The 14,438-nt window shown below is 72.6% G+C and carries 10 protein-coding genes; 7 read left to right on the top strand and 3 right to left on the bottom strand.

What is annotated here, in order from left to right; translation table 11 throughout:
• Positions 1-2: 2 nt before the first annotated feature.
• Positions 3-1,019: a hypothetical protein gene (locus WME89_RS16455; RefSeq protein ID WP_438010093.1), complete on the bottom strand. Its 1,017-nt coding sequence runs from the start codon at positions 1,017-1,019 to the stop codon at positions 3-5.
• A gap of 706 nt (positions 1,020-1,725) precedes the next feature.
• A complete protein-coding gene (locus WME89_RS16450) occupies positions 1,726-3,933 on the bottom strand; it encodes a PilZ domain-containing protein (protein WP_438010092.1) in 2,208 nt (735 codons plus the stop codon).
• A gap of 293 nt (positions 3,934-4,226) precedes the next feature.
• On the opposite strand from WME89_RS16450, the gene WME89_RS16445 reads away from it, so the two are divergent.
• The 7 genes from WME89_RS16445 to WME89_RS16415 all read left to right on the top strand — a co-directional run bounded on the left by WME89_RS16445 (position 4,227) and on the right by WME89_RS16415 (position 12,697).
• Positions 4,227-4,592: a hypothetical protein gene (locus WME89_RS16445; RefSeq protein ID WP_437626173.1), complete on the top strand. Its 366-nt coding sequence runs from the start codon at positions 4,227-4,229 to the stop codon at positions 4,590-4,592.
• Positions 4,593-4,955: 363 nt separating this feature from the next.
• The gene (locus WME89_RS16440; protein WP_438010091.1) at positions 4,956-5,597 is read left to right on the top strand and encodes an RNA polymerase sigma factor; all 642 of its coding nucleotides are present in this window, start codon (positions 4,956-4,958) and stop codon (positions 5,595-5,597) included.
• A 10-nt stretch (positions 5,598-5,607) separates the two neighbouring features.
• On the top strand, positions 5,608-6,966 hold the full coding sequence (locus WME89_RS16435) for a FecR domain-containing protein (RefSeq protein ID WP_438010090.1): 1,359 nt from the start codon (positions 5,608-5,610) through the stop codon (positions 6,964-6,966).
• A 398-nt stretch (positions 6,967-7,364) separates the two neighbouring features.
• Complete coding sequence (locus tag WME89_RS16430) at positions 7,365-8,342, top strand: phosphotransferase family protein (protein ID WP_438010089.1); 978 nt, start codon at positions 7,365-7,367, stop codon at positions 8,340-8,342.
• A gap of 6 nt (positions 8,343-8,348) precedes the next feature.
• On the top strand, positions 8,349-9,704 hold the full coding sequence (locus tag WME89_RS16425) for an MATE family efflux transporter (protein ID WP_438010088.1): 1,356 nt from the start codon (positions 8,349-8,351) through the stop codon (positions 9,702-9,704).
• Between the two features lie 221 nt (positions 9,705-9,925).
• Positions 9,926-11,062, top strand: a complete 1,137-nt coding sequence (locus tag WME89_RS16420) for a hypothetical protein (RefSeq protein WP_438010087.1) — start codon at positions 9,926-9,928, stop codon at positions 11,060-11,062.
• A 207-nt stretch (positions 11,063-11,269) separates the two neighbouring features.
• On the top strand, positions 11,270-12,697 hold the full coding sequence (locus tag WME89_RS16415) for a hypothetical protein (protein WP_438010086.1): 1,428 nt from the start codon (positions 11,270-11,272) through the stop codon (positions 12,695-12,697).
• Positions 12,698-12,846: 149 nt separating this feature from the next.
• Here the strand turns inward: WME89_RS16415 and WME89_RS16410 are convergent, their stop codons facing one another.
• On the bottom strand, positions 12,847-14,166 hold the full coding sequence (locus tag WME89_RS16410) for an expansin EXLX1 family cellulose-binding protein (protein ID WP_438010085.1): 1,320 nt from the start codon (positions 14,164-14,166) through the stop codon (positions 12,847-12,849).
• Between the last annotated feature and the right edge of the window lie 272 nt (positions 14,167-14,438).

The raw sequence follows: 14,438 nt of genomic DNA, 5'->3' as shown, positions 1-14,438 counted from the left end.
GGCTAGTTCCCCTCCGGGCTGCAGAAGTTCAGGCCCTTGGTGTGCACCCCGGTGAAGTAGTCCTCGCACGCCCCGGCGCCGCCCCACGGCCGGATCGGCGGCGCCACGTTGCCGAAGGTCGCGTCGATATCCCAGGCGTATCCCCGCGGGATCACGCCGCCGAACTGGGTGCCGTTGCTGTAGGTGGAGAACAGGTGATCGAGCGGCGGGAACGTGTAGTACTCGGGCGGCTCGATCGTGATGCTCAGGAAGAAGCCGTTGCGCAGGTAATCCGCGAAGCTGACCGCCTCCGAGGCGGGCAGCGTCCTGGCGTAGCCCCGGATCGTCGACAGATCGATCCTGTACGGGTTGGAGAGGCACAGGTTGGGCGGCGGGAAGCCCTCGACCACCTGAGCGTACTCGGGCAGATCCGCGCGCACGGTCTTGTCGTAAGCGAGCGTGAACTCGAGATCGACGTCGCCGTCCTTCTCAGGCTGGAAGAAGGGCGAGCCGATGGCCCGCACCGACGGCAGCTCGATCGTGATCGAGCCGGGCGGGGGCGCCGCGAAATCGAGCTCGCTGCCGAGCAGATCCCTCGTGGTCGCGTCGTAGTAGAAGTCGAGGAGCCCTGCCTGGCTGATGATCCAGAACTGGTATCGCCCATTCACGATGTCCTCGCTCTCGGGCCAGAAGGGGTTCGGGAAGAAGTTCACCCCCGGGGTCCTGTCGACGCTCGGGTGGGGCACGAGCACCCCCTTGCCGGTGACCCTGACCCGGACCGTGTTGTGGTCCTCGCTCCATCGCAAGGTGGCCTGCATCTCGCGCTCGCAGTCGTTCGGCAGCGCGATGACCGTCGCCTCCGGCGGGACGCCGGCGCCACGGTACAGAGGGACCCGCATGAAGCCTTCATGATGATCGCCTCCCGACTCTGCCTCGACGGGAGCGCCGGCGAGGCCGGACGAGCCGGCCGTCAGGACACCGGCGCCGAGCGCGATGACGACCCCGACATGACGCGGTTTCAGGTGACGTGGCCTGGACATGGAATGGCTCCTGTCCGCAGAGGCGGCGCCACGCGGGGTGGACGCGCGCCCTGCGCGTGAAGGGCGGAGATGTGGTCGATACAGGTCAGCGGCTCACGTCAGCTGCCGAGATACGGACGTCAGCAGCCGCGCAGCCGGTACACTGCACACGAGGACGACCGCCTCCCGCCCCGAGCAGCAAGGAAGCACGCCCTCAAGGAGCGTTTATATCCGAAGGGGACGTAATTCTAAAGACCAAATGAAGACGTATTTACTTGACGACAGCGACGCCGGAGCGGTCACGTCTCGTCACCGGATGTCACAACCTGCCGAACTGGACGACGGAGTCCCCCTCTGGCCGCGCGCGGCAGCGGGTGAGTCCATGGCGCGTCGAGGAGCGCTGACGGAGAGCGCGGAGCGGCGACAGGGATGGTCGTCGAGGTGCTTGTCCCCTCACCCCGCCTCCCGGCTCGACGCGGGTGTCTCCGCGGCGGGGGCCGAGCGCGCGGCGCTCGGGGGCGGGTGATCGCGGCGGCGAGCGGGCCCCTGTCGGAGCGCGCTCACCCGGCGCGTGTCATCGAAGAACGTGGTTGGGGGGGTGCCGGGATCTGCCGGCGGCGGCGCCGCGGGGAGCGGCGCGTGGCGCGTGGGGGCGCCGTGGAGAAGGACCGCCCGCGCAGGGGGCGCCGAGGGTAACCCGGCGCCTCGACCTGGCGGGCCCGCGCCCTCAGCGCTCTTTGCCCTTCTTGTCGCTGCCCTTCTCGGACTTCTTCTTGGCCTCTTCGGCCTTCTTCTTTTCCTTCTTCGACTTCGACGCCACCTTCTTGGGCTCGTCGCGGCCGAGCGAGATCTCCAGGCGATCACCGCGCGCCTTCGCCTTGTAGGCGGGCACTCCGTCCTTGAACTGCAGGGTGATCTCCGCGCCGTGGGGCGTGTTGACCACGCGCACCGAGGCGATGCGCTTGTCCTTGCGGGCGAGGCCGCTGCCCGAGGAGAGCGCGCGCCGGTCAGGCAGCGACACGGTGAAGCCCATCGCGCCGGCCGCGCCGTTCAGCTCCTCGACCGGGCCGTCCATCTTCAGCTTCAGCACGATGGGGTTCCGCACGTTGCCCTGGCCCCACTCCCGCGGGCTCTCCTGCGCGTCGTCGTCGTCCGCCTCGGCCGCGTCCTCCTCGCCGGGTCCGCCCGGGATCGCCGCGCCCTGCGCGAGCGGGTCGCCGGCGAGCGCGCTCGGCTCGGCGGGCGGCGTCGGCGGCACCGGCTCCGTCGTCGACAGCGGGGTCGCGCCGAACAGCGGGACGTTCGCCGTCAGCACGCCGCCAGGCGCGGCCGCCGCGCCGCCCGGCGCCGTCGCCGCGGCGGCGGCGGCCAGGGCGGGCGCGCCCGAGGACGCCGCCGGCAGCGCCGGAGCGCCCTCGGCTGTCTCGCCAGGCCCGGCGGTCGGCGCGTCGCCGCCGCTCAGGCCGAGCAGGCGCGCCGCGCCGAACACGACGAGCACCGCCGTCAGCCCGAGGAAGCTGCCGATCGCGGCGGCCTTCTTGTTGAAGCGCGGCGGCTCCGTCGCCTCGCCCGCCGCCTCGTCGGCCTCCTCGCGGACCACCCGGCGCCGGCCCGTCTTCAGCGCGCCGGCCGGCGGCGGCGCCGTCTTGCGGCGCGGACCGTCCTTCGCCGCCCCGTCCTCCTCGCCCGCGGCGCGCGCCGCACGCCGCGCCTTGATCCTCGCGACCATACCGGCCATCGCCGTGGCCGCGCGCGCCCCGGCCCCGGCGAGCGCGGGCGCGATCTTCCCCGCCACCGCCTTGCCCGCCTGCGCGGCCCTCTCGCCGACGTCGCGCAGCCGGCTCGGCTCGGCAGCGGCGACCGATTCGGCGCCCGCCTCGTCCGACCCCTCCGGCGCGGCGTCCTGCGCCGAGGGCGGCGCCGCGTCTTCCGCGCGCGCCTCCCGGGCCGACGGCGCCGGCGACATGTCGCCGTCGTGATCGTCCTCCGCCTCGGCCGCCGCGCGCTCGACCGGCTCGCGCGCCGGCGCCGACGACGCCCGCACCGAAGCGCGCTCGACCGGCTCGCGCGCAGGCGCCGGCGCCACCGACGCCCGCGAGGCCGCGCGCTCGCCCTGCGGCGGCGCCGATGAAGCCCGCGCCGGCGCGCCCTCGCCGTGCGGCGGCGCCGACGAGGCGCGCGCGCCCGCGCCGGCCTCCAGCGTCGGCGCCGACGGCCTCGGCGGGGGCAGGCTCTCGGACGACGCGGACCGCGGCCGCGGCGCCCTGGCCGCGCGGGGCGCCTCGTAGCGCAGCGTCACGACGAGCTGCGGCACGCTCGTCGCCGGGTCGACCTCGACCTTCACGTGGTCGATGTACGCCTCGCGGCGCGTGCCCAGCTCGACCTCTTCGAGCTCGAGGGAGCGGCCGACCTTGAGGAACTCCAGGTTGGAGCCGACCTCGAGGTCGTCGGGGCCGCCCGTGCGCACGCGCGCCTTCATGGGCGAGCCCAGGCCGTCGATGTGGAGCCGCACCCGCGCGCCGCGCTGCGCCGTCTCCGCCGCGTGCGCCGAGCCCGAGGGGACGGTGAGCGCCGGCGCGGAGCCCCCGGCGCCTGCGTCCATCGACGAGCACATCGCGCGCACCGCCTCCTCGGCCTCGGCGTCGAGGCCGGTGAAGCGGAGGCCGAACTCGCCGCCGCGCGCCTCCTCGGCGCGCCAGCAGACCTCGCCCTCGACGACCAGCTCCTTGCCGAGCCCGTCGAACCGGCAGATCAGCGCGTCGCCGACCCGCGGCAGGTACGCCGTGCGCAGGCGCATCCCCTCCGGGGACATGTCGATCGACTCGGCCTCGAAGCCGCCGCCCGACGTCTCGCCGACCGCGACGAGCGCCTCGATGCGGACCCGCTGTCCGGCGCCGGCGCGGCGCTCGCCGCCGCCCTCGCGATCTCTTTCCAAGGATTCCGGCGCCTTGCGAACGCCATCTCCCTCTGCGCCTCGAACGTTCATACGCCCACTCCTCCGCCTTGGCCGCGAAGCCGCGTCCGCGATCGCGGGACCTCCGCGGTGCAGAGGGCCCTCTGGCCGGCAGTACGGCGTAAGCCCCGGGCTGGCCAAATTTGGAGCACGCGCGGCGGTGCGGGACGCGCGCGGAGCGTCGGCCACGCGGCCCTTCGGGACGCGCGCGGAGCGTCGACCAACCGCTCGCTTCGCCTGGCGCGTGGGGGGCCAGACGTGGGAAGCTCTCGGCGATGGGCAAGGACGAGCCGCCGGAGAAACACGACAAGCCCGCGCCGGCCGCGAACCAGGACGTCGTCTTCATCCACAGCCCTGTCGAGCAGGGCGAGGGCTTCCGGGTGATCCGGAGCCGCGAGGACCGGATCGAGATCGGCGAGCTGCGGCCCACCGAGCACGGGCGCCCGCTGACCGGAGACCTCGTGAAGCTGACGCAGCGGTCCGAGCACGCCCGGCTCTTCGACGTGGAGGTGCTCCTCCCGGCGCAGCGCGCGCCCGAGGCGCAGCGCTCCGGCCCAGCGCAGGTCGCGACCGACACCTACCGCTCGAACTGGGAAGCGATCTTCGGCCAGCGCGAGGAGAGCAACAAGCTCTCCAACTGAGCCCGGCGCAGCCGCCGTGCGCGGCCACGACGTCGCGCCCGCGCCAGGCGACAGCGACGCTGCTGGATGTGAACTCCACCTGATCCTCTCGACAGCAAGGATCGCTCACGGGAGATCACATCGGCTCACCCCGTTCCTGCGCTGGAGCGGCTCCCCTGCCCTCCTTCGTTGCGTCCCCTCACCTTCGCATCGACTCCTCGCCTTCGCCGGAGCGGCTCCGGGGCGAGCGGAGGGCCTCTCCGTCCGCGCGTCGAATGTTGAGCCGCGGAGGGCACCTGGGGAACACTGCTGGGCGTGGTCAGAGCGCGCCGATCGACCGTCCCCCCCTTGACAGGGATCGCGTCCTCCGCGCAGAGCGGTAACGTGCAAGCGCTGCCGCTGTCTGCCACGGACGACGAGACGCTCGCGCGCGCCGCGGCGCAGGGGCACCCGGGCGCCGCGCCGGTCGTGTGGCAGCGGTTCGCGCCGCTCGTGCGCCGGATCCTGAAGCGCACGCTCGGCCCCGGCGACGAGGTCGACGACCACGTCCAGGACACGTTCCTGCGCTTCTTCCGCGTGGCCAAGGACCTGCGGGACCCGTCGCTGCTCTCGAGCTTCATCGTCGGCATCGCGGTGCGCGTCGCGCGCGCCGAGCTCAGGCGCCGGCGCGTGCGCCGCTGGCTCCAGCTGTCGCCCTCGGGCGAGCTCCCGGAAGTCGGCGGCGCGCAGCAGGATCCGCAGGGGCGCGCGGCGCTGACGCGGCTCTACGCCATCCTCGACCAGGTGGACGACCGGTCCCGGACGCTCTTCGTCCTCCGGTTCATCGAGGGGCTCGAGCTCACCGAGATCGCCGCCGCGCTCGGTTGCTCCCTGGCCACGACGAAGCGCCACCTCGCGCGCGCGTCGCACCGGATCCTCACCGCCGCGCAGCGCGATCCCGCGCTCTCGGCCTACCTCACGAAGGCCCCGCAAGCGCTCGATCAGCCCGGGAGCCTCCTTGCCTGCGGAGGAGAGCATGATGAATGAAGCGGAGAAGTTGAGCCGTCTCGCTGACCTCGCGCGGGAGGGCATCCCCGCCGACGTCGACGCGGCGCACGACGCCGCCGAGCGTGCCCGCTTCGTGGAGGCGGTGAGCCGCGGGGCAGCCCTGCGCCGCGGGGGAGCCTGGGCTCGTATCGAGGCGTGGCTGCGCTCGCTCGGGGTCTGGCCGGCGCTGGCGGAGCGGCCGCGGTGGGGGCTCGCGCTCGCGGGCGCGGCGGCGCTCGCCGTCGCGCTCGTCGTGCTCTGGCCGGCGCGGCGGCTCGACTACGCGGTCGAGGGCGCGCCCGTCGCCGCCGGCGGGTACATCTCCGCGGCGGCGGGCGACGAGGCCCGGCTGCGCTTCACGGACGGCACCACCGTCGCGCTCTCGCCCGGCAGCGCGCTGCGCGTGGCGGAGGTCGAGGCGACCGGGGCGCGCATGCTGCTCGAGCACGGCCGCGCGTCGCTGCGCGTCACGCCGCGCCCCAAGGCGCGCTGGTCCGTCGAGGCGGGGCCGTTCGCGGTGCTGGTCACCGGGACGGCGTTCGACGTGTCCTGGACGCGCGGCGACGGCACCTTGCGCGTCGATCTGCACGAGGGGAGCGTGACCGTGCGCGGCCCGCTCGCGCCCGACGGCCTGCCGCTCCGCGCGGGGCAGCGGCTCGTGGCGCGGATGCACGAGGGCGACGTGCAGATCTCGAGCGCCGACGCCGCGAGCGCGGCGGCGCCGGCGCAGGGCGGGCCGTCGTCCGCGCAGGCGGCGCAGCCCGGAGGAGAAGAGAAGACCATCGGACCCGGCGACGTTGCGCCAGACGACGCCGGGGCCGCACGGCCGGAGGGCTCGCGGGCCGAGGGGGCGCCCGCGGGCCCTTCGCCGGACGGCTCTGGGGCGGCGGCGGACGGCGCGGCGGCGGCGCCGAGCTGGGCGAAGCGCGTGGCGGCGGGCGATTTCCGTTCGGTCCTGGCGGAGGCGGAGCAGCGCGGCCTCGGCGGGGTGCTCGAGCGGGGCTCGCTCGACGACCTCGTCGCGCTGGCGGACGCGGCGCGGTACGCGCGGCGCGGCGACGTCGCGCAGCGCGCGCTCACCGCGACGCGCAAGCGGTTCCCCGGGACGAGCCACGGCAAGGCGGCGGCTTTCCTGCTCGGGCGCATGGTCGACGACGGCGGCTCGCCCAGCGCGGCCGTGGCCTGGTACGACGCTTACCTCGCCGAGTCGCCGGGCGGCCCTTTCGCGGCCGAGGCGCTCGGCCGCAAGATGGTCGCTGTCGAGCGCACGGGCGGCCGGGCGGCGGCGCGGCCGCTCGCGGAGCTCTACCTGAAGCGCCACCCGCGCGGCGCGCACGCGCCCGTGGCGAGCGACCTGATGAAGCCGTGATGCAGGGCGGGTGACGCCGGGGCGGCCGCACCCGCCAGACGCTCCGCTATCAGCGGATCACCATTGGATGCTGCTGTACAGGTAGCTCCTGTCGTCGCGGTCGCCGCGGGTGCACCTTCCAGCTGATGCTGCCGCGGTGGAACCCCGCGCCCGAGGAGCAGTAGAGGCGCACGAGCTCGCGGGCGCTGCGATCGCAGTCCGCGCCCATGGCGACCTCCCCGGCAGGGCACGCGACGGGCGGACACCGAGTGGGGCGCGCAGGAGGGCGGCGGCGCTGCGCAGGAGGGGCGACAGGGGCAGCTGGGACGAGCGGCGGCGGGGCGGCGGCCGCCAGGGCCGGTCGGCCGAGCCAACACTGGTATACTTGCCACGCTGGTCGCCGATCGACAGGGGAACACGTGGAAAGCAAGACCAAGAACACGAAGACACGCCCGCAGATCGCAGCCATGGTCGCCAGGGCCTTTGGCGGCATGACGCTCGCAGACGGCGAAGAGGCCGTGCTCGAGCTGAAAGAAGGCTGGTTCAACGCGGCCTACGACATCCGGCTCGCCGACGGCCGGCAGGTCATCCTCAAGATCGCGCCGCCGAGAGGCGCGGAGGTCCTGCTCTACGAGAAGAACATCATGGCGACCGAGGTCGCTTCCATGCGCCTGGTCCGGCAGAACCCCGCCATTCCAGTGCCCGAGATCTACTTCTACGATGATGCCCGTGACGTGTGCGACTCGGATTATTTCTTCATGGAGAAGATCGCCGGGGACAACCTCGAGCACGTGAAAGCGCGCCTGTCCCCCGAAGCGCAGGCGTCGGTCGAGCTGCACATCGGCGAGATCATCCGGGAGATCAACGGCTTTACCGGCACCTATTTTGGCTACGAGGGGAACCCGGACCTGCGCGCGAGCACCTGGAGAGAGGCGTTCATCAAGATCGTGGAATCGGTCCTGGAAGACGGCGCCCGCAAGAACGTGGTCTACGACCACGGCCACGACGAGATCCGCGCCGCCGTCCTCAAACACGCCCGCGCGCTGGAGGAGATCGACACGCCCCGCCTGGTCCACTGGGATGCCTGGGACCTCAACTTCCTTGTCAAGGAGGGCAGGATCGCCGGCATCATCGACTTTGAAAGGGCGATCTGGGCCGATCCCCTGATGGAGGCCCAGTTCCGGCCGCTCTTCAGCGACGGTATCACGAGCAGCATGCGCGGCTATGGCAAGACCTCCTTCACCTTCGAGGAAGAACAAAGGTGCAGCCTGTACTCGCTGCACCTCGCCCTGGTCATGAACACGGAGTGCTATTACCGCAACTACGACACCAACTTTGTCTACGACCTCTCCAGGCAGTTGATGGGCGCGAGCATGGACTGGCTGAAAGCCAACTGAACGCTCATGAGCGGCATGTCCAGGGTTGAACGCCTGGGGACCGAGAAGGTCGGGAAGCTCCTGCTGGAGATGTCGTCCCACACCACGCTCTCGCTGCTTGTCTATGCTGCCTACAGCGTCACGGACATCTACTTTCTCTCCGTGGGCATCAATTCGCTGGCGGCCGCCGGGGCCTCGATCATCTCGCCGGTCCTGATCGCCCTCGGCGCCGTCGCCACGACCGTCGGGGCCGGCGGCGCCTCGGTGGTCTCCAGGGCGCTCGGCGAGCAGGATGTGGAGAAGGCCGCCCGGACGGTAGCGAACATCTTCCTGATCTTCTGGACGGTGGCGATCGCCATCGCGGCCCTGGGCGCGGTTTGCATCGCGCCGCTCGTCTATCTGCTCGGGGCCACCGACAGTATTGCCCCCTATGCCATCGAGTACGGGCGGATCATCTTCCTGGGCGCCATCACCAGCACCGGCTACTCGGCCATCGTCAGGGCGGATGGCAACACGGGGTACTCGACCGCCATGTGGATCATCCCCATCTGCGTCAGCATCGTCCTGTGCTGGCTCTTCGTCATCGTCTTGCAGCTCGGCGTCAAGGGAGCCGCCCTGGCGACGGTCTCTGGCCAGACCATCTCGACCGGCATGAGCGTCCATTTCTTCTTCTTCCGGAAGAACCGCTCCTATCACATCAAGGCGTCTCACTTCAAACCGGACTGGCCCGTCATCGCCGAAGTGCTGATGATCGGGCTCCCCTCGCTCATCAAGAATCTCAGCGCCAGCCTGATCGCCATCGCGACCAACAACCTGCTCAGGCGGATGGGCGGCGACAGCGCCCTTGGCGTGTTTGCGATCGTCCACAGGCTTTATTCCGGGCTGATCACGCCGCAGACAGGCATTGTCCAGGGGATGCAGCCGCTGGTGGGGTACAACTTCGGCCAGAAGAAATTCGAGCGGGTGCGGGAGGCCATCCGGCTTTCCCTCGGCGCCGCGGTCGTCTATGGGTCGCTCGTCTGCGGCATCTGCCTGATGATGCCGGCGGCGCTGATCGCCCTGCTTTCCAGGGAGAGCGCGATCATCGCTGAAGGGCAGACAGCCTTGCGACTGCTGGCGCTCTCCTATCCCCTGACCGGCGTGGCCATGGTCACGGCGGCCTCGTTTCAATCGGTCGGACGGGCCAAGGAGGCGCTGCTGTTCACCCTCGGGGGCATCCTCCTCGTCAAGCTGCCGGTGCTGCTGCTGGCCTCCCGCCTGTTCTCCCTGACGGGTATCTGGGCCGCGGAGGCGAGCTCGGAGCTGATTCTTTGCATCGCCTCCTTGATCATGCTGAAGAAGATGCCCCGCTGGTCCTGGTCATGGCGTGACGAGAGGACGTAGCCGCGGCGCCGCCCGGCGCGGGGCATGAAACGACCCTCTTTGCCGCCGACGCTCTCGCGTGGCGCGGCGTCCTCCCGGAGACGCCGCACCCTCTACCCGGCCTCCTGACCCGCCCGCGCGCGGACCGTCGTCGATGCCTCCTGGAATGGACGAGGGTGCGTCCCTGGAGCCGACGAGGATGCGTCTCCGCCCCTGCCCGCGATCTGATAAAGCCCTGGCGTGTGCGCGCCTCCCCCCTGCTGACCTGGCTCCTGCTCGCCGCCGCGCTCGCCCCGGCGCAGGCCGCGGCGGCCCCCCCTGCGCCCTCGCAGGAGCCCGCGGCGGCCGCCTCGCGGGTCGCGATCGTCGAGGCCGACGCCGACGACCCGCTGGTCCGCGAGGCCGCCACGCGGCTCCGGGCCGAGCTCGGCGCGGCTGGGTTCGAGGTGGTCTCCGTCCCGAAGGCGCGCGACGGAGACATGCGCGACGTGCGCGCGGCGCTGGAGCGCGCCGCGCGGGACGAGGGCGCATTCGCGGCCGCGGCGATCTTCCGCTCCCGGGCCGGCGCCACGGCGGACCTCTGGATCGTCGACCGGGTGACGCAGAAGACGGTGGTGCGCACGGTGGAGGTGGCCGGGGCGGCGGCGCCCTCGGTGATGGCGGTGCGCGCGGTCGAGCTCCTGCAGGCGAGCCTGCTCGAGGCGAACCTGCTGGCGTCGCGCCCGCCGCCCGGGGGCGCGGCGGCCGACAGCGTCGCGGTCCCCGACGACGTGCGGCGGTGGATGGCGCCCGTCCGGCGGCAGGCCGCGGCGGATCCGGCGGCGGAGCGGCCCGGCCTGCTCGCGGGCATCGGCGTGGAGGCCGGCCTCACGGCGCTCCAGAGCGCGGGCGGCATCGGCCCGGCGCTCGGGCCCGCGCTGCGGCTCTCGTACGGGGGCGGCGCGGCCGGCGGCGGCGTGCTGCCCGCGGGGCTCGCGGCGCGGCTCACGTTCGCGGGGCCGACGCTGGCGCCGGCGCTCGAGGGCGCGCTCGGCACGGTGTCGGTCCGGCAGGAGATGGCGTTGCTGGAGGCGGTGTGGGCGCTGGAGACGGGCGGCGCTGTCTCGCCCGTGCTCTCGGCGGGCGTGGGCGGGTTCCACCTCTTCGTCAGCGGCGACCCCCGGCCCCCGCTCCGCAGCGCGACCGGCGAGGTCTGGTCGGTCGCCGCGGCGCTGGGCGCGGGCGCCGGGCTGCGCGTCACCGAGCGCGCGGCGCTCCTGCTGGACGCGCACGCGATCTTCGCCGAGCCGCGCGCCGTCGTGACGCTCGGCGGCGAGCGGCTCGGCACCGCGGGGCGGCCGACGTTCGCAGGGTTCCTGGGGCTGCTCGTGCGGCTCTGACGCGGTGTGGCCGGCGTCCGCGAGGTGTCCCTCCGGGGCTGCTCGCCCGGCCCTGACGCGGGCTCATCGCCCTCGGGGTGCAGGGGAGGACGCCTGCGGCGCACGAGCGCGTTTGGCCGCGCTGGAGAAGCTTCGATTCCGTTAATGTCAGGAAAACGGACAGGGGGCGCCCGTTGTGGGCAGGGGCTCCTGGCTCGGGAGGCATCGATGACCATGCGAAGATTCTCGGCGACGTTGCTCGCCACATTCGCTTTCTCGACAGGATTCCTCGGTTGCTCCGACGACTCGAGCGACGGCACCGGCGGGAGCGGGACGGGGACGAGCTCCGCCTCCGGCAGCGCCAGCTCGGGCGCGGGTGGCGACAGTGGCGCTGGCGGGCGTGGCGACGGCGGCTCCAGCGATGGCGGCTCCAGCGATGGCGGCTCTGGCGGGGGTGACGGCGGCTCGAGCGCCGACGGTGGCTCCGGAGGAGACGGCGGGGCCGGCGGCTCCGGGGGAGGCTCTGGCGGGGGCGGCTCCAGCGGCGGGGCGGGCCTCGCCGCCCGGTGCGAGGCTGACGCCGACTGCGGCCGCGGCGGCCTCTGCATTCCGGAGTCGGACTTCGAATTCTTCGGCGGGGGCCCGGCGGGCGGGTACTGCACGACAGCGTGCAGCGCGGACAGCGACTGTGCCGGGGAGGGCAGCGTGTGCGTGAGCGGCATGTGCCTCCTGGGCTGCACCCTGGGAGAGCCTCCGCTCGACACCATCGTGACGGCGCTCGATCCGGGGAAGTGCCAGGGTCGCGAGGACCTGCGCTGTGACGCGCTCGACGACGCATCCATCTGCGTGCCGAGCTGCGGCTCGGACAGCGAGTGCACCGGCGGCCGCAAGTGCGACCCCCGGTGGAACCTCTGCGTCGACGAGCCGACGACAGGGCTGCCGGACGGCTCGCTGTGCCAGATCGGCCGCGACGGCACGGATCCCTGTGCGTCGTGGTGTATCGATTTCGGCGACGACTACGGCGTGTGCAGCGGGCTGTGCGTGCTCGGCGGCGAGGTCGCCAACGAGGACTGCGGGGGTCTCGAGAGCGGACTCTGCGTCTACAGCCTCATCGAGGATGCCGGCGCTGGCGACGTCGGTGCGTGCGCCACCGCGTGCACGAGCCACAGGGACTGCCCGTTGCCGCAAGCCTCGTGCGTGTCCGTGGGGCTCGACACCAACGGATTCTGTCTGGTCGGAGTGACGCCGTGTCCGCGCGGCCAGCGGCAATGCACGTCGGCCGAGGTCTGCACCCGGACGCCCGAGGGCCCGTTGTGCCTCGACGAGAGCTATCCGCTGGAGGACTCGGGGGCTGGTGGTGCCGGCGGCGCGGGCGGCGCAAGCGGCGCGGGCGGGGCTGGTACAGGCGGCGCGGGCGGCTCCGGCGGCGAGGCTGGTACGGGAGGCTCCGGCGGCGAGGCTGGTACGGGAGGCTCCGGCGGCGAGGCTGGTACGGGAGGCTCCGGCGGCGAGGCTGGCACGGGAGGCTCCGGCGGCGCCGCTGGCACAGGAGGCGCGGCCGGCACGGGCGGCGGCGCAGGCGGAGTTGGTGGCGCAGGCGGCGCGGGCGGGGCTGCTGGTGCCGGCGGCGCGGGCGGGCTCGGCGGCGGCGCCTGATCCGCCAACGCCGCCAGGGAATCCAGCGGCTCCCAGAGCTGCTGCGAGCAGGCGCCGCCCCGTTCACGGGCGGCGCGGCGCCGGGCGAACGGCCCGGCGTCGGCATCAACCGATCACGAGGCGCTCTGGACGAGCGCTGCGCAGCGGGATCACTCGCAGGTCGAGAACTGGGCTGAAGCGGTCTGCTCGGCCGTGCTGACCTCGACCGTCGTCTCGATCGCCTCGCCGAGGACGTCGGTCACGCGCACGCGCCACGGCCCCGCCGCCATGTTGCCGTCGCCCACGCGCCAGTAGTTGTACGATTGCCGCGTGGCCTCCTTCCAGCTCCCGTTGAGGTACACCGCGAGCTTGGCGATCGGGGTGCGGTGGCCCTGCACGCGGAACTCGTTCCACCAGGCGTTCTGCTCCTTCAGCACGAGAGAGATGTTCCCCTCGACCGGACAGGGCACGTATTTCCAGGAGATCTTGCCCCTGGCCCCGCCGTTGCCGGTCCCGAGATACCCCTCGTCCGCCGACCCGATCTGCTGAAACGCCTCCCGGCTCAGATCGATATGCCCGGCCGTGCACTTCGGGTTGCCGGCCGACGGGCACTGATCGACGACCGTCGCCACCACCTTGCGCCCATCGTCGCGGCTCACCTCCACGCAGGCCCCGCACGCGGCCGCGCTGTTGTAGTCCGCCGTGTTCATGGCCGCGAAATACCGCCCCTCGCCGGTCGCGACGTGCGCGACCCGGTCCCCCTGGACCGGGAAGCTGCAGTTCACCGCGCCCGAGGAGCCCTGGTCGAGCGTGTACCACGTCACCGATCCATCGCCGTCCTCGTAGCTCGGGAGCGGGATCGAGCAGGTGCCGCCGCTCCCGCCGCCGCTCGTCGTGCCCCCGCCCACGGAGCTGCTGCCGCCGCCGCTCGCGCTGCCGGTCGAGCCGCCGGAGCCGACTGTCGCGCCCGAGCCGCTCCCCCCTGCCCCGCCCGCGCCGCCCGAGCCGCCCGAGCCGCCCGAGCCGCCCGAGCCGGTCGTCTGACCCGAGCCGCTGCCTCCCGATTGCGTCATGGACACCATCGCCGGCTGGTAGTCGCTCCCGGTCGCATTCGCGCAGAACCCGAAGCTCGTCGCGCCCCCCACCGGGATCGCCGCGCTACCCGGCTGCGAGGTCGCCGTCAGGAGCGAGCCATTCCGGCTGGACGCGGCGTTCCACAGGCTGCTCACGGCAGACTGCTTGAGATCGATCACCACGGTCCAGGACGTCACCGGCGTGTTCCCCTGGTTCGCGACGTTCACGTTCGCGCAGTAGCCGCTGCCCCAGTCGACCGCCCTCGTCAGCGCCGCGACCCCGAGCCCGTCGGTCGTCACCACGGAGCTCGTGAGGTCGTCCGCAGCCTCCTCGCCCGGCGCCGCGGCGGTGCACCCCGCGACAAGCAAGCCAAGAAAAGATAATGCAACAGCGGATCGATAAGCCAAGGATCGCATCGTATTCTCCACGTCGTGGGGGGCGCCGAGAAGGCGCGACCGACGACCTCTTCAATAATGCAGATTCCGCAGCTCGCCATCTCTCGAATGCACAACAGAGCATTTTAATGAACAAGCATTCTGGAATGTTCCCTCCTCATCGGAGAAAAGCCGCTGATCCGTCGAACATTTCACCTTGAACAAAAGCGCCCACGCGGGCGCGGATTGCCCACATCGAGCCCCACAAACGCCCACATCACCACCGCAGCTCCCCCTCGAACACTCGATATAAG

The organism is Sorangium sp. So ce321 (genome assembly GCF_051530195.1).
Lineage (GTDB): Bacteria > Myxococcota_A > Polyangia > Polyangiales > Polyangiaceae > Sorangium.
Note: the sequence above shows the minus strand (reverse complement) of the source record. Positions and strands in the feature narration are given on the sequence as shown.

Coding starts and splice junctions, on each gene's coding strand:
- WME89_RS16455 (WP_438010093.1), bottom strand. CDS start 1,019: ATGTCCAGGCCACGTCACCTGAAACCGCGTCATGTCGGGGTCGTCATC.
- WME89_RS16445 (WP_437626173.1), top strand. CDS start 4,227: ATGGGCAAGGACGAGCCGCCGGAGAAACACGACAAGCCCGCGCCGGCC.
- WME89_RS16425 (WP_438010088.1), top strand. CDS start 8,349: ATGAGCGGCATGTCCAGGGTTGAACGCCTGGGGACCGAGAAGGTCGGG.
- WME89_RS16415 (WP_438010086.1), top strand. CDS start 11,270: ATGACCATGCGAAGATTCTCGGCGACGTTGCTCGCCACATTCGCTTTC.
- WME89_RS16410 (WP_438010085.1), bottom strand. CDS start 14,166: ATGCGATCCTTGGCTTATCGATCCGCTGTTGCATTATCTTTTCTTGGC.